Below are 19,513 nucleotides of genomic sequence, written 5' to 3'. Positions count from 1 at the left end.
CCTGTCCGGCACGGCAGGCAGGCACCACCCGGCCGCCATCGCGGTCGGACGACAGATCTCGATCAGCAGAGGAACGAACGACCATGAACAAGTACGTCTCGAGAGGGCTCTGGTTCACCCTCTTCGTCGGCGGCCTGACGCTCGGAGGGGCGTGCGCGGCGAACGCTGCCACGACCTCCGGTGACGACGGTCTCCTGTCCGGCACCCAGGTCGCACCGTCGATCAGTGCGCCGGTGTCCGTCTCCGGGAACGCCCTCGGGGTGCTCGGCGACGCCGTGTCCACCGCCGCACCGGCGCCGGCGGCTCCGGCCGCTTCCGCCCCGACGGCACCTGCACCGGCTCCGGCGCCTGCGCCGGTCACCTCGGGCTCGGACGGCATCGCCTCCGGGACCCAGGTCGCACCCGTCGTCACGGCGCCGGTCCAGGCGACCGGGAACGCGGTCGCCGTCGCGGGCGACGCCGCTGCGACCGCGCCGGCGCCGGCGCCGGCACCCGCTCCGGCACCCGCTCCGGCTGCTGCTCCGGCTGCGACGACGTCCGGCTCGGACGGTGTCGCGTCGGGCACCCAGGTCGTCGGTGACGTCACCGCTCCGGTGTCGGTCTCCGGCAACGCCGTCGGGGTCGTCGGGGATGCGGAAGCCGCTCCGGCGACCGCTCCGGCCCCGGCGACGAGCAGCCCGGCGGCAGCGGCCGCTGAGCCGGTGACGTCCGGGTCGGAGGGCATCGCCTCCGGGACGCAAGTCGCCCCGGTGGTGTCCGTCCCGGTGACCGTCAGCGGCAACGGCATCGGCGTGCTCGGTGACGGGTTCGCGACGGGCACGGCGCCGACCTCCGGCACGGGCTCGGGCTCGACCCCGACCGCGGGTGGCACCACGTCGGGTGACGACGCGGTGCTGGGTGGCACGCAGGTGTCGCCGGTCGTCGACCTGCCGATCACGATCGGCGGGAACGGCATCGGCATCGTCGGTGAGGGCACCAGCACCACGACGCCCGGCACCGGCACCGGCACCGCTCCGGGCACCGGCTCGGGTGCGACCCCGACCGCGGGTGGCACGACGTCGGGTGACGACGGCGTGGGTTCCGGGACGCAGGTCGCTCCGGTCGTGTCCGTCCCGGTCACGATCGGCGGGAACGGCATCGGCATCGTCGGTGAGGGCACCAGCACGACGACCCCGGGCACGGGCACGGGTTCGGGCACGACCCCGACCGCGGGTGGCACGACCTCCGGTGACGGCGGCCTGCTCGGTGGGACGCAGGTCGTCCCGGTGATCAGCGTGCCGATCACGATCGGTGGGAACGGCATCGGCATCGTCGGTGACGGCACCAGCACCACGACCCCGGGCACTGACCCGGGTACCGACCCCGGCACGGACCCGGGTACGGACCCGGGTACCGACCCCGGCACGGACCCGGGTACCGACCCCGGCACGGACCCGGGAACGAACCCGGGCACGGACCCCGGAACTGACCCGGGCACCGACCCCGGCACGACCGTGCCCGGCGGCACCACTCCCGGCACCTCCCTGCCGGGCGTGACCACCGTCCCGGTCGCGACCACGGACGTCACCGCGGCCGGCGCGGTCATGGCGACCGGTGCCTCCCGGCCGACCGTGTCGGCATCGGCGGGTACGGCGACCGCTCCTGCGGCGGCTGCGCAGCCCGAGCTCGCGTACACCGGGGCCGGCTCGCAGACGGTCCCCGCGGGCATCGCGTTCCTGCTCCTGCTCCTCGGAGCCGGCATGCTCCTGCTCCGCAAGCGCACCGCCTGACACCAGGGGATCGGAGGGGCGTCGTCCGCGGCGCCCCTCCGACCCGTGTCCACCGACCGGGTGCCACTGTGGAGCGACTGGAGCATCCCTGGGAGTGATCAGTGCCCAACCTGTGTGCAGTGGAAGCGCTTCCGAGGCTGTGCGGCAGCGGTGCGGGGCCACGATGAACCCGTGCTCCACGAACTCCTCCGCGTCCCGATCACCGGCAGCAGCCTGCTCGTCCCGGTGTACGTCATCGCAGCCCTCCTCGCCGGATGGGTGCTGATCGGTCCGCGGCGGGAGCGACACCGACTCCGCCGTGCAGCGGTGCGCATCGGGGGAGCCGCGGTCGGAGCCGCCGTGGGCCTCGCCGCGGTGTGGTGGACCGGCGACGTGCAGGACGACTTCGGCGTGCAGTTCACCCCCGTCACCCGGATGTGGATCGCCTTCGCGTTCGCCGGTGTGGTGCTGCTGCTCGTGGTGGCGGTCCAGGGCGGCTGGCTCGCGCGGGTCCTCGCCGTCGCCGCCGCCGGTGCACTCGTGCTGTCGGCGGGCCTCGGCGTCAACGTGGACTTCGGGTTCTACAAGAACATCGAGCAGGCCGTGGCCACCAACCCCTACCCGACACGGGACCTGCGGACGATGGCGGGTACCGGCTCGCACCTCGAGGTGGACGCGGCGGACTGGCACGCCCCGGCCGGCATGCCGTCGACGGGCGAGACGATCAGCGTGAAGATCCCCGGCACGGTGTCCCACTTCCGGGCACGGAAGGCGGTGGTCTGGCTCCCGCCGGCCGCACGGGTGGCCGACCCGCCACGGCTGCCCGTCATCGTCGCGCTCTCCGGGCAGCCCGGGCAGCCGGCCGACATGTTCCAGACCGGCGACCTCGGGAGCTTCCTCGGCCGCTACGCCGCCGCGCACCACGGCCTCGCACCGATCGTCGTCTCGCCGGACCAGCTGGCGGCGCCGAACCGCAACCCGATGTGCGTCGACTCCCGACGCCTCGGCCGGAGCGCGACCTACGTGATGACCGACACGGTGCACTGGATCGAGCACCACCTGCCGGTCGCCACCGGCCCCGGAGCCTGGGGCGTCCTCGGGTTCTCCCAGGGTGCGACCTGCACGATGCAGTTCTCCACCGAGCACCCCGACGTGTTCGGTTCCGCCCTGGCCATCTCGAGCGAGCTCGCTCCGGTGACGGGCAACGCGCACACGAGCACCGAGCTGGCCTTCGGCGGGTCGACGGCGGCGTACCGCGCCGCGGCACCGGTCGCGATCATGGCGGCACACGGGCAGTACCACGACCACCTCACCGTCTTCGGTTACGGTTCGATGGACGCCCCCTACCGGGCGTCGACCGAGACCCTGCACGCAGCAGCGGTCCGTGCGGGCATGCAGACGCAGGTCATCGTGTCGCCGGGATCGGCCCACGACTGGAACACCGTCCGGTACGTGCTCGCGCACGGACTGCCGGTCGTCCTGGCACACCTCGGTCTCCCGCAACAGGACGGTGCGCTGTGAGCAGGATCGGGTCAGGAGCGGCCGCCGTGTGGTCGCGTGTCGTGCGGTCGGTCCGGCGGTACCCGGTCACCGCCGTCGTCTTCGTTCTCGTGCTCCTCACCTCGGTCGCGGGTCTCGTCGTCCGCGTCGTCGGGCGCACCGGGACCCTCGACGCGGTGCCCTTCGGGCCCTTCCGGGTCTTCGCCGTCACCACCGGGGTGCTGGCACTCGTGCTCACCCTCGCCGGGATCGTCGTGCTCGTCGGGGCGTCGGAGCGACTCATGGGCGGCCGGAGGACGGCGCTCGCGTTCGTCGTGACGACCGTCGTCGGCACGGGCCTCGGCGCCCTGACCGCGCTCGTCGACCAGGACGGTCGCCAGGTCGGGAGCCTGCTGCTCGGACGCGCCACGAGCTTCGATCCCTGGACCGCGCTGGTCGGGACGATCGTCACCGCGAGCGCCTTCGCCGGTCCGCTCTGGCGCCGACGGATCCGCGTCAACGCCGTGGCCGTCGTCGCCGCCCTGCTGCTCTACGCCGGACACGCCTCCGACCTCTACGCCGCACTCGCGACCGCGGCGGGCTGGCTGCTCGGTGACCTGCTCCGTCGCGGCCCCGCCCGGCTCGGGTGGACCCGGAGCTCGCACCGCGAGACGCGCGTCCTGCTCGGCACCGTGGTCCTGGTGTCCGCGGTCGGACCGGTCATCGCGCTCGTCTCCCGCGCCCGGGTCGGGCTCCTCGCCCCGCTCGCGGCCGTCGTCGGCACCGGGCCGGTCACCCCGGTCCACGGCTGCCACGCGGACAGTGCGTCGGGCGAGTGCCTCCGGGGACTCCTGGCGTACCGGGCCACCGACCCGTGGACGCTCGTGCTCGCGGTCGCGCCGCTCCTCGTGCTCCTCGTCGCCGGACTCGGGCTGTTCCGGGGGAGCCGGTTCGCGGTCTGGCTCGCGGTGGTCGTCGACGTGGTGCTCGCCGTCGCGGCCGCGGTGACGTACGGGCTCCTGCCCGCCGGGGCCGCGAAGCTGCACGGCGCCGAGAACCGCTTCGTGGTCACCGTCTCCGTGATCGCGTCGGTCGTCGTCCCGCTCGCGACCGCACTCGTGCTCGTGCTGCTCCGCCGGTCCTTCACGGTCCTGCCGGCACGCCGACGCGTCGTGACCTTCGCCGTCGTCGTCCTCGGCGCGCTCGTCGTCGTGACGACCGTCGTGCTCGTCACCGCGGCCTCGACCCGCGAGACGGTCGCGGACCCGCTGCGGCTCGTCGTCGCGGCGCTCGGCCCGCTGTCACCCGTCGTGTTCTGGGACCGGCTGGCCACCCTCGACCCCGCACTGCGCTTCGTGCTCGGGGCCGCGGGACCGGTGCTCTGGCTGGTCGTCGCCGGCGCCGCCGTCCGGCCGACCGGCGCCGTGGAACCCGACGCGGACGCCGACGGGCTGCGCGAGAGCCGGCTCCGCGCCCGGACGCTGCTCGAGGCAGCCGGCGGTGACACCTTCGGGTGGATGACGACCTGGCAGGGCAACGCGTACTGGTTCAGCGACGACGGCCGCGCCGGCGTGGCCTTCCGCCGCAACGGTCGGGTCGCGGTGACGGTCGGTGGTCCGTTCGGGTGGCCGGACGCGCGCGACGCGGCGATGGTCGACTTCGCCCGGTGGTGCGACGACAACGGCTGGACGGCCGTGTTCTACGGGATCGGCGCCGAGGCTGCCGGCGCGCTCACCGCGCAGGGCTGGGAGACGCTGCCGGTCGCGGAGGACGCCGACCTCGACCCCCGCACCTGGACCACGAGCGGCAAGAAGAAGCAGGACGTCCGCACCGCCGTGAACAAGGCGGACCGCGAGGGCATCACCGCACTGTGGTCCTCGTGGCAGGACCTGCCACCGGCGACGGTGCGGCAGATCGAGGCGATCTCCGAGGAGTGGGTCTCCGAGCGGGAGCTGCCCGAGATGGGCTTCACGCTCGGCGGAGTCGACGAGATGCGGGACCCTGCCGTCCGGACGCTCGTCGCACTCGACCCCGAGGGCACCGTCCTCGCCGTCACGAGCTGGCTGCCGAGTCACCGCGCCGGCAGGGTCGTCGGGTGGACGCTCGACGTCATGCGCCGCACGGCCGCCGCGCCGAACGGCACGATGGAGTTCCTCGTCGCCAGCGCCGCTCAGCGCATGCGGGAGGACGGTGTCGAACGGCTCAGCCTGTCGGCGGCACCGCTCGCGCAGTCCGCCGAGGGTGCCCCCGCCGGCGAGGGCGTGCAGGACCTGCTCGACCTGGTCGGCGGCGTGCTCGAGCCGGTCTACGGCTTCCGCTCGCTGCTGCGCTTCAAGGCGAAGTTCGGGCCCGAGCTGCACCCGCTCGTGCTCGCCTACCCGGACCCGGTGGCGCTCCCGGCGATCGGGGTCGCGGTCGTGCGGGCCTACCTGCCGGACCTGTCGCTGCGGCAGGCGGTGGCGCTGGTGCGCGGCCGGAGCTGACGCCCGACATGGTCGAGACGCCAGCGTCCCACGTCGCAGCGCGGGGCGGACGGGAGGCTCGACGCGCCACCGCCACTCGCCTCCCGTCCGGCCTGTGGTCCGCACCGGGGCCGCACCTCCGTCACCGGGCGCAACGCCCCGGACGGACGTCCGGGGTGTGGGGTATCATTTCAGTCACGCAAGCGCTCCGGGGTCGGTGCAAGTCCGAACCGGTGGTGACAGTCCACGAGCTGACGCAGGGTGCGAACCCCGCCGATGTTGACCCGGCGGAACTCCGGGACCGACGGTGAGAGTCCGGACGGGAGGAAGCGCTGGCGGACAGGACGTGCCCTCGTACGCGGGGTGCCACGGCCCGTCCGTCCATGCCGACGACCGTCGAGCACCCCCGGAGTCCCGTTGAGAGGACACCAGTGTTCACCGGCATCATCGAGGAACTCGGCACCGTCACCGCCGTCGAGCAGCACGGCGACTCCGTCGCGCTCACCGTCCGCGGCCCGAAGGTCGTCGCCGACGCGCGGCACGGCGACTCCATCGCCACGAGCGGCGTGTGCCTGACCGTGGTCGAGCAGACCGACGAGACCTTCACCGCCTTCGTCATGAAGCAGACCCTCGACATGAGCGCGCACGGAGCGCTCGCCGTGGGGGACCGGCTCAACCTGGAGCGCGCAGCCTCGGTCGGCGACCGACTCGGCGGCCACATCGTGCAGGGGCACGTCGACGGCACCGCCACCGTGCTCGAGACCGCCGACGGTGACGGCTGGCGGCGTGTCCGGTTCTCGCTCGCCCCCGACCTCAGCCCGCTCGTCGTCGACAAGGGGTCCGTCGCGATCGACGGCGTCTCGCTCACGGTCAGTGCGGTCTCCGCTGAGGACACCCCGCCCTCCGACGCCTGGTTCGAGGTCAGTCTCATCCCGGAGACGCTCGAGGCCACCACGCTCGGCTCCCGTGTGCCCGGCGACCGGGTCAACATCGAGACCGACGTCCTCGCACGGCACGTCCGCCGGATGCTCCGCCTCGACGCAGCCACCGCGCCCGTCCTGGAGGCCCGGTGAGCGCCGTCGACGTCCCGCACGCCGAGCAGGCGGCCGGGCCGAGCCTGTCGAGCATCGACGACGCGGTCGCGGCGATCGCCGCGGGTCGCCCGGTGATCGTCGCCGACGACGAGCACCGCGAGAACGAGGGCGACGTGATCCTGGCCGCCGAGACGGCCAGCCCGGAGTGGGTCGCGTGGACGGTCGCGCACTCGTCCGGGTTCATCTGCGCCCCGGTCAGCGCCGAGATCGCCGACGCGCTCGACCTCCCACCGATGGTCGCCCACAACGAGGACGTCCGCGGGACCGCCTACACCGTGACCGTCGACGCCGCCGTCGGGATCACGACCGGTATCAGCGCACACGACCGGGCACGCACGCTGCGGGTGCTCGCCGACCCGACCTCGGTCCGTGACGACCTGCACCGCCCGGGACACGTCGTCCCGCTGCGGGCCCGACCCGGCGGCGTCCGTGAACGTGCCGGGCACACCGAAGCCGCGATCGAACTGGTCACCGCAGCCGGGCTCCGGCCCGCGGCGGCGATCTGCGAGATCGTCGGCGAGGACGGCGAGATGATGCGTCTGCCGGGTCTCGTCGAACTCGGGGCGCGCGAGGGCGTGCCCGTCATCACCATCGCCGCACTCGTCGAGTGGCTCGACGCGGCAGACCGGGCGGCGGCGGAGTCCGCACCCCAGGAGGGAACGACACGATGAGCGGAGCAGGAGCCGCCGAGCGCGACCACGTCGACGGATCGGGGGTCCGGGTGGCGATCGTGACCGGGCAGTGGCACGAGACGATCGCCGGGGGTCTCCTTGCCGGAGCCCAGCGCGAGGTGCAGCGCCTCGGTGCCACCGCGCAGGTTGTCCCCGTGCCGGGGAGCTTCGAGCTGCCGGTCGTCGCCAAGGCCGCGCTCGAGAGCGGGTTCGACGCGGTCGTCGCCCTCGGGGTGATCATCCGCGGGGGCACCCCGCACTTCGAGTACGTCTCGAGCGCTGCGACGAACGGCCTGACGACCGTCGCACTCGAGACCGGCAAGCCCGTCGGGTTCGGCGTGCTGACCCTGGACGACGAGCAGCAGGGCATCGACCGCGCCGGTCTGCCCGGCTCGAAGGAGGACAAGGGCGCCGAGGCCGCGCACGCCGCGATCGCCACCGCCGTGTCGATCCGGAGCCTGCGCCAGATGGCCTGACCCGCGACGAACCACGAATCCGACACCGAACCAGCCGAAGCGCGTGGTTCGATGTCGGATTCGTGGTTCGACACAGTTCGACGGAGACACCCCCACGGTGGCGCCCGCACGGACGACGACGGCCCCGCACCTCGTCGTGAGGTGCGGGGCCGTCGTGGTACGGCTGGTGTTACTTCTTGCCGAAGACGTGGATCGGCAGGAAGAACGAGAGGCTCATGAGGACGAGGCCGCCCATGAAGACGAACGCCTGGCCCGACTGCACCTGGAACGCGAACCCGAACAGGTACATCGACACCAGCAGCAGCAGGATCGAGAAGAAAGCGGCGATGACGCGGCCCACGGTGGTACCTCCGGTTCGAGCGGGTGGATCGTGACCAGTCTATCCCCAGGAAGGAGCAGACCGGTTCACGGACGGCCGGGAGACGCCGAGGTCAGGCAGCAGGCCGCGTCGCGATGAGCCGGTCGACGACCGCGAGCAGGGCGTCCATGTCGACGGTGCCGCGGTTCGGGCGGACGTCGGTCGCGATCGCGGCACCGAGGGACGCCTGGTGGTAGAGCCCGTCGCCGAGCAGCTTGACCGCCTGTGCCGTGGGGACGTCGCCGAGGGCGTCGACCAGGGTCTCCAGCCACGCGTTCTCGGTCTCGTCCAGGGTGCGACCGGCCTCCTCGTACCCGGCCTGCTGCAGCCGGCTGGCCGCGAGGAGGGCGAGGTCGAGCTCGCTGCCGACGTAGAGGCAGTTGCGCACGAAGTACCGCGCGGCACCGTCCTCGGCGTCGCGCATGCGGTCCACGTCGATGGCGGACAGGTCGGACAGCCGCTCGCAGAGTCCCTCGACCAGGGCGGCCTTCGACCCGAAGTGGTAGAGCAGTCCGCCCTTCGAGACACCGGCCCGCGCGGCGACGGCGTCGAGGGTCGCCGGACGCTCGCCCTCCTCGCACACGATGGCGACGAAGCTGTCCAGGACACGGTCTCGGGCACTTGCCATGCGGACGAGTCTAGGGAACCGTCCGGACCGTGACGACCGCGGTGTTCCGTGAACGTTCACGAACGGCTTGTCCGGCAGCATCCGCGCGGCTAGCGTCGCCGTGACCGTGAAGGTTCACGACACGAACAGGATCCGCATGTCAGCGCAGACCGCGACCCCCGCCAGCACGCCCGACGACCGCACCGGGACGGACGGCTCGACGACCTCGGCCCCGACCGCAGCGGGTTGGGCCGTCCTCGGCCCGGGCGGCATCGCCCGCCGCTTCCTCTCCCAGCTGCCCGCGAGCACCGGCACCCTCGTGGCCGCCGGGAGCTCGTCGACCGACCGAGCGCAGGCGTTCGCCGACGAGGCCGTCGACCACGGCTTCCCCGACGTCCGTGCAGGGGAGTACGACGCCGTGCTCGCCGACGCCGCCGTCGACGCGGTGTACGTGTCGACCGTGCACACCGGCCACGCCGACCTGGTGCTCCGCGCCCTCGACGCCGGCAAGGCCGTGCTCTGCGAGAAGCCCCTCGCGCCGAACCACGGCACCGCGATGGCCCTGGTCGACGCGGCACGCCAGGCCGGACTGCCGCTGGTCGAGGCGTACATGTACCGCTTCCACCCGCAGACCGCGGCCCTGCTCGACCTCGTGCGCGAGGGCGTCGTGGGTGACGTCGTGCACGTCGACGCGTCCTTCGCGTTCCGCAGCGGGGAGCGCAGCGGTCGGCTGTTCGACGTCGCCACCGCCGGCGGTGGGATCCTCGACGTCGGCGGGTACCCGGTGACCATGGCCGCCGCGGTCGTGCAGGCCGCCACGGGCGTCGCCGTCGCCGAGCCCGTCGAGCTCACCGCCACCGGCACCCTCGGGCCGACCGGCGTCGACGAGTGGACGGTCGCGCACCTGACGTACCGCGACGGCACCACCGCGAGCGTCCGTACCGGCGTCCGCGTGCAGGACGAGAACACCGTCACCGTGCACGGCACCCGCGGGCGCATCGTGCTGACCGACCCGTGGACGCTGTCGGCCGACCCGAGCATCACCGTGCACACCGTCGACGAGGACCCCCGCACGCTGTCCTTCGCCGGCGCGCAGCCCTACGCCCTCGAGGCCGACGCGACCACGGCGGCGCTGGCGTCGGGCGCGGTCGAGGCTGCGCAGATGACCCTCGACGAGACCCTCGCCACCGCCCGCACCCTCGACCGCTGGCGCGCCGCGATCGGCCTGCGCTACCCGTTCGAGGCCGAGACCGCCGACGTCCCGACGGTGAGCGGGCGACCCCTGCGCGTCCGCGACGACGCCCCGATGCGCTACGGCGAGGTCCCCGGCGTCGGCAAGCGCATGTCCCGCCTGGTGATGGGCGTCGACAACCAGCCCGACCTCGCCCACGCGAGCGCGATCTTCGACATGTTCGTCGAGCAGGGCGGCAACGTCTTCGACACCGGGTACATCTACGGCGGCGGGGTGCTCGAGGGGCGGCTCGGCCGGTGGATCCAGAACCGCGGCATCCGCGACGACGTGGTCGTCATCACGAAGGGTGCGCACACCCCGTACTGCGACCCGGAGTCGTTGACCCGGCAGCTGCTGGAGAGCCTGGAGCGCCAGGGCACCGACCACGCGGACATCTACATGATGCACCGCGACAACCCGGACGTCCCCGTCGGGGAGTTCATCGACGTCCTCGACGAGCACCGCCGTGCCGGCCGGATCCGCGTCTTCGGCGGATCGAACTGGACCCCGGCGCGCTTCGACGAGGCGAACGCCTACGCGACGGCGAACGGCAAGCACGGCTTCGAGGTCCTCAGCAACCACTTCGGCCTGGCCGAGGCGTACGACGTGCCGTGGGACGGCTGCGAGCACGCGACCGACCCGGCGTCGAAGCGCTGGCTCGAGGAGCGCCAGGTCCCGCTGCTGCCGTGGTCGTCGCAGGCCCGCGGGTTCTTCACGGGTCGCGCCGCACCGGACGACACGAGCGACGCCGAGCTGGTGCGTTGCTACTACTCGGACGACAACTTCGAGCGCCTCCGTCGCGCGCGGGAGCTCGGCGAGCAGTACGGCGTCCCGGCGACGGCGATCGCCCTGGCGTACGTGCTGCACCAGCCGTTCCCGACCTTCCCGCTCTTCGGACCGCGCACGATCGCCGAGGCACGGTCCTCGATGACGGGGCTGTCCGTGGAGCTCAGCCCGGAGCAGGTGGCGTGGCTGGACCTGCGCGCCTGAGCCGCACCGTCGGCCCGACCCCGGCCCGCGCCACGATCCACGACGTCGCGGCCGCGGCCGGGGTCTCCCGCCAGACGGTCACCCGGGCCGTGAACGGCCTGTACGGCATCAGCCCGGCGACGAAGGAGCGCGTGCTCGCGGCGGCCGCGGCGCTCGACTACCGTCCGTCGCGCTTCGGCCGGGGACTCGTCACGGGCGGGGACCGGCAGCTCGGGCTCGTCGTCGACGACCTGCGGAACCCCTACTCGCCGGAGCTCGCGGCCGCGGTGCTCCGGCTCGCCGCCGGGCGCGGGTGGGACGTCATGCTCGCCGACGCCGGACTCGCCGGCGACTCCGACCGTGCGGTCCGGGCGCTCGGGGTGCAGACGGACGTGGTGATCGGCTACCTCGGTGCCCGGGCAGCCGAGCTCGTCGAGCACCTGGGGTCCGTCCCGGTGGTGGAGCTCGATCCCGCGGGCGAGGTGCTCCGCGGGGCCGTCCGGATCGACCCGACCCAGGCCGTCGAGGACCTCGCCGACCACCTGGTGGACACGGGCGTCCGGCACCCGGTGATCGTCGACGCGTCGGACACCGGTCGACCGAGCGGTCGTGGTCGGCTCATGCTCGAGGCCCTCCGGCGGCGCGGGTACCTGCCCGAGATCGCGATCGCCGAGGCCCCGACCTCGGAGTTCGGCGCGGCGATGACGACGAGGGCACTCGAGCGGTTCCGTCGCGTCGACGCGGTGCTCGCCTTCAACGACCTCATGGCACTCGGGGTCCTGGGCGCCTGCCGACGCGCCGGGGCCGACGTGCCGGGGGACGTACGCGTGGTCGGTGTCGACGGCCTCGCGCTCGGCACGCTGGTCGCCCCGACCCTCACGACCCTCGCGGTGGACCTCGACGCCGTCGCGCGCGAGGCCCTCGACCTGGCCACCGGAATGCTCGCCGGCGACCTGCCGCGCTCCGGCCCGACCGTGCAGCGCACGGTGCGCCACCGGTTGCTGGTGCGCGAGTCCGCCTGAGCGGCCCCGGCCCGTCGGGGGGAGCGCAGCCGGACGGGAGGCCCGTCGCGACGCCGCCACGGGCCTCCCGTCCGGCCGTTGGTTGCACTTGCAACCACAACCGTCCAGACGGTACACTCACGGAGTCCTGACGGGGCGCGTGACCACTTCCGCGTCCCGTCTCGTCTGCCCCACCGAAAGTGTCCGCCGTCGACCTGGTCCGGCTCGTTCCCCAGGGAGTCACCGTGTCCGCTCTGCTCACCAGCCCCGTCGCCACCGCCGTCACCGGCAGCCGCGCCCGACGGTTCGCGGCACTCGCCGTGCTGATGCTCCCGGTGCTGCTCATCTCCGTCGACAACACCGTGCTGAGCTTCGCGCTGCCGACCATCGCGCGCGCCCTCGACCCGAGCGCGACGACCCAGCTCTGGATCGTCGACGCCTACCCGCTCGTGCTCGCCGGTCTGCTCGTCGTGATGGGCAGCATCGGCGACCGCATCGGGCGTCGGCGCATCCTCGTCGTCGGCGCGACCGGCTTCGCGCTGCTCTCCGTCGCCGCGGCCTTCGCGACCGAAGCCTGGATGCTCGTGGCCGCCCGCGCCGTGATGGGCGTCTTCGGGGCGATGCTCATGCCCGCCACGCTGTCGATCATCCGCAACGTCTTCGTCGACGCGGGGGAGCGGCGGATGGCGCTCGCCGTCTGGTCGACGATGTTCGCGGCCGGCAACGCGCTCGGCCCGCTCGTCGGCGGTGTGCTGCTCGCGCACTTCCACTGGGGTGCGGTGTTCCTCGTCGCGGTGCCGATCCTCGTCGTCATGCTCGTGGCCGTGCCGTTCACCGTGCCGGAGTCGCGCGACCCGCAGCCCGGCCCGGTGGACGTCCCGAGCATGCTCCTGTCGCTCGGCACCCTCGCCCCGACCGCCTGGGCGATCAAGTCGGTCGTGCACCCGGAGGAACGCGGCTTCGCGATCGCGGCCCTCGCGGTCGGCGTGCTCTGCGGCATCGCCTTCATCCGCCGGCAGCTCCGCTCCCGCACCCCGATGCTCGACCTCCGGCTCTTCCGGAGCACCGCGTTCACGGGCAGCGTGCTCATGAACATGGCGGCGATGTTCTCGCTCACCGGGTTCCTGTTCTTCATCGCGCAGCACCTGCAGCTGGTCGCCGGGCTCGACCCGTTCACGTCCGGCCTGGTGCTCGTGCCCGGATCGGTGCTCACCATCGTCGCCGGACTCGTCGTCGTGCCGATCGTCGCCCGGGTCGCCCCGCGGTGGGTCGTCGCCGTCTCCCTGACGTTCTCGGCCGCCGCGTACGCGATGGTCTCGGTCCTGGGGCACCACGCGTCGATCGTCGCGCTGGCGTTCGCGTTCGTGCTGCTCGGCATCGGCATCGGTGCCTCGGAGACCGTCACCAACGACCTCATCATCTCGACGGCGCCCGCGGACAAGGCCGGTGCGGCGTCGGCCGTGTCCGAGACCGCGTACGAGATCGGTGCCGTGCTCGGCACCGCCGTGCTCGGGACGATCCTGGCGACCGCGTACCGGACGCACGTGGTGGTGCCGGACGCCCTCGCCGGCTCGGCGCGGACGGCTGCGCAGGAGACCCTCGGCGGCGCGGTGTCGGCGGCGGCGGACCTCGGTGGCACCGCCGGGCAGGCACTGCTCGACAGCGCTCGTGCCGCGTTCGACTCCGGTGTGACGATCACCGGCGCGGTGGCGGCGGCGCTCATGCTCGTCGCGGCGGCCGCCTCGGTCGTGATGCTCAAGCGCGCCTGAGCCGGTCGTCCGGCGCGCCCGGGATCGGACGAACCTGGGAATCGCTGACCGGAACCCCGGTCGAGGTCCTACGTTGGGAGGTGGCCGCGCAGCCGCGGCCGGACCCACCCGGAGGAACACCACGACTGCCATGCCCGACGACACCCCGGCCACCATCGCCGACGCGTACAAGGCCGCCTTCCGCGGACACCCCGCCGGTGTCGCGGTCATCACCGCCGACGGGCCCGACGGTCCGACGGGCCTGACCGCCTCGAGCGTCGCGAGCGTCGCGGTCGACCCGCCCGTCCTCGTCTTCTCGCTCTCGACGAAGTCCGGCTCGGCCGGTGTCGTGCTCGGCGCCGACGTCTTCGTGGTGCACCTCGTCGACTCGCTCAGCGTCGGCCTCGCCAAGCGGTTCGCCGCGACCGGCAGCCCTGCCGCCGACGACCCGATGTGGGGCACGCTGCCGACCGGTGAGCGGTACCTGCCCGCCGCCGCGACCGCGCTGCGCTGCCGCCCCCGCTCGACGACCGAGATCGGCTCGTCGACGGTCGTCGTGGCCGAGGTGCTCGACATCGCCACCGGGACCGACCGCGGCGAGCCGCTGGTCTACCACAACCGGGAATTCCACTCCCTCTCCGACCGTTCCCGGCTCTCGTGAGCCGCGGAGCACCGTTCCGCCAACCACCGATCGAAAGGACCTCAGATGGCTGAGTACACCCTGCCGGAGCTGCCGTACGACTACGCAGCGCTCGAGCCGCACATCAGCGGCAAGATCATGCAGCTGCACCACGACAAGCACCACCAGACCTACGTCACGGGTGCGAACACCGCGCTCGAGCAGCTCGCCGAGGCCCGCGAGTCGGGCAACCTGGCGAACGTGAACAAGCTCGAGAAGGACCTCGCGTTCAACCTCGGTGGCCACGTCAACCACTCGATCTTCTGGACCAACCTCGGCCCGGACACGAAGGTCCCCGAGGGTGAGCTCGCCGCCGCCATCGACGAGTTCTTCGGCTCGTTCGAGAAGTTCCAGGCCCAGTTCACCGCCGTCGCCACGGGCATCCAGGGCTCCGGCTGGTCGGTGCTCGCGTGGGACCAGGTCGGCCAGAAGCTCACCACGTTCCAGCTCTTCGACCAGCAGGCCAACGTGCCGCTGGGCGTCGTGCCGATCTTCATGCTCGACATGTGGGAGCACGCGTTCTACCTCGACTACCTCAACGTCAAGGCGGACTACGTCAAGGCCGTGTGGAACATCGTCGACTGGGAGAACGTCGCGGCTCGCTTCGCGAACGCCAAGTCGCAGTCGTTCGTCACCCTGTGACGCGGCTGCCGGTCACGTGGTGACCGGCTGACGGACGGGAGGCGCGGTGCCGGCTGGCACCGCGCCTCCCGTCCGTCGTGGCGGGACCGCGGTCAGGCGGCGGCGAGGCGGACGGCCGACGCGAGGTCCTGCGCGACCGCGCGCAACGCGCCGTCGACGTCCGACCGGTCCGGGTCGACGAGGGCACTCCACTGGGCGCCGCGAGCCGCAGCCACCGCGGCGCGTGCGGTCCGGTCCGCGTCCGCCTCGCACCGACCGTGTGCGCGGCACCACGCCGCGAGCTCGTCGACCCGGCGACGGTGCAGCCGCAGCTGACGGTCGCGGCCGTCGAGCCCCTCGACGCACCCGAGCTCGAACGTCAGTCGGGCCGCGAGGCGCCGTTCCGGGGTGTCGAGTCCGCCGAAGACCGCGAGCAGGTGCTCGGTGAGTCCGCACGGGTCGGTGGTCGGGTCCAGCGAGCGGTCGTGCGCGGCGGAGAGGTGGTCCACGACGGCGTCGATCAGCGCCTCGCGCGAGCCGAAGTGGTACACGATCGGGTACGCACTCGTGCCGAGCACGCGGCCGAGGCTCCGGACCGAGGCGTCCTCGAGCTTGGTGTCCTGCAGGTGCCGGGCGACCTTCGCGACGATGGCGGGCTTCAGGGTCGGGTCGGGTCTCCTGGGCATGGTGTCTCCGGCGGGGTCGAGTGATCGGTCGGCGACCGTGCGGACACGATCACCTGAAATGTTAGCGGATCACCTTCCCGCGCGCCCGAAGTCACTGCTCGGCGTGCTCCGGTGTGACCGTCAGGGTCTGCACACGGCCAGCCGCGAGCGGGGCGAGCCGGATCTCGACGCGCAGGCGTCCGGCGCTGCCCGGGACCCACCAGCGGAGGTGCGACGGCACCGCGGACAGCTCGTCCACCGGAGCGGCGGCGAGGTCGGCACCGACGGCCCGTGCTCCCTCGACCACAGCGCGGCGCCGGGCGACCCACGGCCGGTCGAGGGGGACGTTCGGCGTGCAGACGGCCGCGCCGAGGTCTGCTGCGGTGTCGTCGTCGACGGCCGGGTCCGCCCACGCCCGCAGCAGCGTGGTGACGGCCTGCCGCGCGGTGTGCGTGGCCGCCGTGGTCCGACGGAGGCCCGGTGCCGCTGCCGTCGCGCTCGTCGCGGTCGCGGTGGTGCTCGTGTCGGTCGCCGTCGCGCTCGTTGCGGTCGCCCGGGCATCGAGTGCCTCGCCGAGCAGCAGGTCGAGCGCCCGTTCGGCCGGCGCCGACACCTTCGCCTGCGTGGCGTTCTCGAACGCGACCACCCCGAGGCCGTGCTCCGTCGACCACCGGACGTGCGCGGAGAACCCCGGGTAGCCGCCGGAGTGCGAGACGATCTCGCCGGCGCGGTCGTCCTGTTCCACGAACAGCCCGAATCCGTACGCCGTCGGTCGCGTCGCCGTGGGCACCACCGCGGGCGGCACGATCCGCATCGCCTGCTGCATCGCGCGGCGGTCGGCGGGGGAGACCGGCTCGTCCTCGGGGGCGGTGGTGGACGCCGAGGCGAGGAACCGCGCCCAGCGCGCCAGGTCACGCACCGTCGAGAAGAGTCCGCCGATCGGCGAGAAGGCACCAGGCCCGGTCATCGGCTGCGGGGTCCACGCCCCGTCGTCGTCGCGCTGACCGGTGACGACGAAGCCGCGCGCCTCGGCGGCGCTGAACACGGTGTCCGTGAGCCCGAGCGGCCGGAGCACGCGGTCCGACACCGCCCGGGTGTACGGCGCGCCGGCGGCGTGTGCGATCGCGCGGCCGAGCAGTGCGTACCCGGTGTTCGAGTAGGCGAAGCGGGTGCCGGGCACGGAGTCGAACAGCAGTCCCGCTCGGAGCACGGCGTCGAACGCGTCGTCGTCGATCGACTCCTGCCGGTCCGCCCACGGGTCGTCGGTCGGCAGCCCGCCGGACATCGTCAGGAGCATCCGGAGGGTCGGCACCGGCGAGTCGGGCGACGGCAGGTCGACCTCGGCGAAGGCCGGGACGGACCTCGTGATCGGGTCGTCGAGGGCGACCCGACCGTCGGCAACCAGGGTCAGCAGCGTCGCGGCCGTCACGCTCTTCGTGCACGAGGCGATCCGGTACACCGTGTCGGCGTCGGGCGCGCGGCCGTCACCACGGTCGCCGTGCCCGCCGGTGGCGACCAGACCGTGCCGGTCGAACACGCCCCACACGCTGCTCGGGGCCACCCCGTCGGCGATGCGCGCGGCGAACAGGGCGTCGACCTCGGCGAGGACCTCGGTCGAGGGCGTCATGCCCGACGCATCCGGTCGTAGGCGTCCAGCGCGCGCTGCCGCGAGGCCTTGAGGTCGACCATCGGATCCGGACGCTCCTCGTCCGCGGGCACCCAGCGGCGCACGTACTCCTTGTGCGGGTCGAAGCGCTCCATCTGCCGGTCGGGGTTGAACACACGGAAGTACGGCGCGGCGTCGAAGCCGGAGCCCGCCACCCACTGCCAGTTGCCCGCGTTGTTCGCCGGGTCGGCGTCCACCAGGGTGTCCCAGAACCACTGCTCGCCGATGCGCCAGTCGACGAGCAGGTTCTTCACGAGGAAGCTCGCCGCCGCCAACCGGACGCGGTTGTGCATCGCCCCCGAGTGCCAGAGCTCCCGCATGCCGGCGTCGACGAGGTCGAAACCGGTCCGGCCGTGGCGCCAGCGGTCGAGCTCGTCCTCGTCGACGTCACGCCACGGGAACGCGTCGAACTCCCGACGCACGTTGACGGTGGCGATGTCGTCGCAGTGGAAGTACTCGTTCCAGTTGAACTCCCGCCACGCGAGCTGGCGGAGGAACGCCGGGGCCTGGCGGCGCTGCTCGGGCTCGAGCTCGCCGTGCAGGCGGTGCCACACCTGGTAGGGGCTGACCTCGCCCCAGCGCAGGTGCGGGGACAGGTCACTGGTGGCAGCCATCGCGGGCTCGTCGCGCTGGTCGTAGTCCTCGAGCGCGTCGTGCACGAACTGCTCGAGCTTCCGGTGCGCACCCGCCTCGCCGGGCTCCCACGCGTCGCGGAGTCCACCGGCCCAGTCGGGCTTCGTCGGCAGCAGGGCCCAGTCGTCGAGGTCGTCGGAGTCGACGTCCGCCGGCGCCGGCAGGTCGCGCGGCTCCGGCAGCGGGTGCCGCGGCTCGGGCATCGCCTGCGCCGCACGCCAGAACGGGGTGAAGACCTTGAACGGCTCGCCCTGCCCGGTGAGGACCGTCCAGGGTTCCCAGAGCAGGTTCGCCGCGAAGCTGTGCGCCTCGGTGCCGGCGTCGGTCAGGGCGCTCTTGATGCCCGCGTCGAGGTCGCGCTCGACCCTGCCGTACCGCCGGTTCCAGTAGACAGCGTCGGCGTCGGCTTGCGCGACGAGCTCGGGGAGCACCCGCGCAGCACCGCCGCGGCGCAGGACGAGCCGCGAGTCGCGGTCCCGCAGTTCGGCGTCGAGGGCGGCGAGCGAGTGGTGGAGCCACCAGCGGCTGGCGGCGCCGACGGGGCGGATGCCCGGCGACTCCTCGTCGAGCACGACGACGACCGTGACCGGTCCGCCGTGGTCGATCGCCGCACGCAGTGCGGGGTTGTCCGCGAGCCGGAGGTCCTCGCGCAGCCAGACCAGTGCGCCGCTCACGCGGACACCGCCTGGGTCGCGCGGGGACGACGGTCGGTCGCTGCGGCCCCGGCTGCGGTGCGCAGCTTCGTGCAGAGCTCCGTCAGGGTGCGGAGTTCGTCGTCGTCCAGCCCCGCACCGACCTGGTCGGCGATGGTCTGCGCGTGCTGCACGGCGACCGAGCGGTAGACGTCGAAGCCGTGCGCCGTGAGGGCGACGATCACGCCGCGCGCATCGGACGGGTCCGGCTGCTTCTCGACGATGCCCCGCGAGGCCAGGCGGTCCACCAGGCGGCTCACGCTCGGCTGCGTCAGGAGCAGGTGCCCGGTCAGGTCGCGCATGCGGCAGCGTCGTCCGGGCTGCGTCGAGAGGTTGAAGCAGACGTCGTACTCGTTGAAGGAGATCTCACCGCCCGGGAAGTCGGCGTTGAGTGCGCGCATCACGGTCACCTGCGCCCGGAACAGGGCCTCCCATGCCGCGACGGCGGTCGCCTTGTCGCTGCGGCGTGCGTCGTCCACGGTCGTCGTCCCTCCGGTCGTACGGTCAACCCACACTACCGACGGCGTGCGACGCCGGACTCGGGTCGGGGACGGAGTGCCGGCCGGGACGTGACGAGGGCCGGTCGCCTTCTGAGCGACCGGCCCTCTCCCTTGCACCAAGAGTGTCCTGCAATCACATTCCGCAGACGGTGCCACAGCAAACACTGCCTGCACGAACGACTGTATAACGGCGAGGTAACGGCGCGCCAGCCT

Annotated in this window: 16 protein-coding genes, 1 pseudogene and 1 riboswitch; of the genes and pseudogenes, 11 read left to right on the top strand and 6 right to left on the bottom strand. The window is 73.1% G+C overall.

Going from position 1 to position 19,513, the window contains the following annotated elements:
* Nucleotides 1-83 precede the first annotated feature (83 nt).
* From ABIC52_RS08845 to ribH, 6 genes and pseudogenes are all read left to right on the top strand, one after another.
* Nucleotides 84-1,769, top strand: coding sequence for a hypothetical protein (locus ABIC52_RS08845; protein ID WP_354027110.1), 1,686 nt, complete (start codon nt 84-86; stop codon nt 1,767-1,769).
* Nucleotides 1,770-1,940: 171 nt separating this feature from the next.
* Nucleotides 1,941-3,269: an alpha/beta hydrolase gene (locus ABIC52_RS08840; RefSeq protein ID WP_354027109.1), complete on the top strand. Its 1,329-nt coding sequence runs from the start codon at nt 1,941-1,943 to the stop codon at nt 3,267-3,269.
* On the top strand, nt 3,266-5,710 hold the full coding sequence (locus tag ABIC52_RS08835) for a bifunctional lysylphosphatidylglycerol flippase/synthetase MprF (protein ID WP_354027108.1): 2,445 nt from the start codon (nt 3,266-3,268) through the stop codon (nt 5,708-5,710). The genes ABIC52_RS08840 and ABIC52_RS08835 overlap by 4 nt, the downstream gene beginning before the upstream one ends.
* A 180-nt stretch (nt 5,711-5,890) precedes the next feature.
* Nucleotides 5,891-6,024: riboswitch (FMN riboswitch) on the top strand.
* A 96-nt stretch (nt 6,025-6,120) separates the two neighbouring features.
* Nucleotides 6,121-6,762 carry a riboflavin synthase gene (locus ABIC52_RS08830; protein ID WP_126890904.1) on the top strand — a complete coding sequence of 214 codons (642 nt, stop codon included), beginning with the start codon at nt 6,121-6,123 and terminating at the stop codon, nt 6,760-6,762.
* Nucleotides 6,759-7,430, top strand: a pseudogene (ribB, locus tag ABIC52_RS08825) (3,4-dihydroxy-2-butanone-4-phosphate synthase); the annotation flags it as partial. The gene ABIC52_RS08830 and the pseudogene ribB, both read left to right, overlap by 4 nt.
* A 20-nt stretch (nt 7,431-7,450) precedes the next feature.
* Nucleotides 7,451-7,930, top strand: a complete 480-nt coding sequence (gene ribH / locus ABIC52_RS08820; protein ID WP_126890906.1) for a 6,7-dimethyl-8-ribityllumazine synthase — start codon at nt 7,451-7,453, stop codon at nt 7,928-7,930.
* Between the two features lie 169 nt (nt 7,931-8,099).
* On the opposite strand, the gene ABIC52_RS08815 is transcribed toward ribH, so the two are convergent.
* On the bottom strand, nt 8,100-8,270 hold the full coding sequence (locus tag ABIC52_RS08815) for a hypothetical protein (protein WP_153257430.1): 171 nt from the start codon (nt 8,268-8,270) through the stop codon (nt 8,100-8,102).
* A gap of 91 nt (nt 8,271-8,361) precedes the next feature.
* A complete protein-coding gene (locus ABIC52_RS08810) occupies nt 8,362-8,916 on the bottom strand; it encodes a TetR family transcriptional regulator (RefSeq protein ID WP_209678596.1) in 555 nt (184 codons plus the stop codon).
* Between the two features lie 136 nt (nt 8,917-9,052).
* On the opposite strand from ABIC52_RS08810, the gene ABIC52_RS08805 reads away from it, so the two are divergent.
* The 5 genes from ABIC52_RS08805 (at nt 9,053) to ABIC52_RS08785 (ending at nt 15,165) form a co-directional block, all read left to right on the top strand.
* Entirely contained in the window at nt 9,053-11,116 is a 2,064-nt protein-coding gene (locus ABIC52_RS08805; RefSeq protein WP_354027107.1) for an aldo/keto reductase, read from the top strand.
* Entirely contained in the window at nt 11,095-12,117 is a 1,023-nt protein-coding gene (locus tag ABIC52_RS08800) for a LacI family DNA-binding transcriptional regulator (protein ID WP_354027106.1), read from the top strand. The genes ABIC52_RS08805 and ABIC52_RS08800 overlap by 22 nt, the downstream gene beginning before the upstream one ends.
* A 224-nt stretch (nt 12,118-12,341) precedes the next feature.
* Nucleotides 12,342-13,865: an MFS transporter gene (locus tag ABIC52_RS08795; RefSeq protein WP_354027105.1), complete on the top strand. Its 1,524-nt coding sequence runs from the start codon at nt 12,342-12,344 to the stop codon at nt 13,863-13,865.
* 130 nt (nt 13,866-13,995) lie between these two features.
* Nucleotides 13,996-14,505, top strand: coding sequence for a flavin reductase family protein (locus ABIC52_RS08790; RefSeq protein ID WP_126890910.1), 510 nt, complete (start codon nt 13,996-13,998; stop codon nt 14,503-14,505).
* 45 nt (nt 14,506-14,550) lie between these two features.
* On the top strand, nt 14,551-15,165 hold the full coding sequence (locus tag ABIC52_RS08785) for a superoxide dismutase (RefSeq protein WP_058725055.1): 615 nt from the start codon (nt 14,551-14,553) through the stop codon (nt 15,163-15,165).
* Between the two features lie 92 nt (nt 15,166-15,257).
* Here the strand turns inward: ABIC52_RS08785 and ABIC52_RS08780 are convergent, their stop codons facing one another.
* From ABIC52_RS08780 to ABIC52_RS08765, 4 genes are all read right to left on the bottom strand, one after another.
* Complete coding sequence (locus tag ABIC52_RS08780; protein ID WP_126890911.1) at nt 15,258-15,830, bottom strand: hypothetical protein; 573 nt, start codon at nt 15,828-15,830, stop codon at nt 15,258-15,260.
* Between the two features lie 91 nt (nt 15,831-15,921).
* Nucleotides 15,922-17,436: a serine hydrolase domain-containing protein gene (locus ABIC52_RS08775; protein WP_354027104.1), complete on the bottom strand. Its 1,515-nt coding sequence runs from the start codon at nt 17,434-17,436 to the stop codon at nt 15,922-15,924.
* Complete coding sequence (locus ABIC52_RS08770) at nt 17,433-18,782, bottom strand: cryptochrome/photolyase family protein (protein WP_354027103.1); 1,350 nt, start codon at nt 18,780-18,782, stop codon at nt 17,433-17,435. Before ABIC52_RS08770 ends, ABIC52_RS08775 begins: the two co-directional genes overlap by 4 nt.
* On the bottom strand, nt 18,779-19,279 hold the full coding sequence (locus ABIC52_RS08765; protein WP_126890914.1) for a MarR family winged helix-turn-helix transcriptional regulator: 501 nt from the start codon (nt 19,277-19,279) through the stop codon (nt 18,779-18,781). Before ABIC52_RS08765 ends, ABIC52_RS08770 begins: the two co-directional genes overlap by 4 nt.
* Nucleotides 19,280-19,513: the final 234 nt, after the last annotated feature.

Origin of the sequence: Curtobacterium oceanosedimentum (assembly GCF_040545555.1) — a bacterium.
Classification (GTDB): domain Bacteria; phylum Actinomycetota; class Actinomycetes; order Actinomycetales; family Microbacteriaceae; genus Curtobacterium.
This window is presented reverse-complemented; position numbering and strand designations above follow the sequence as displayed.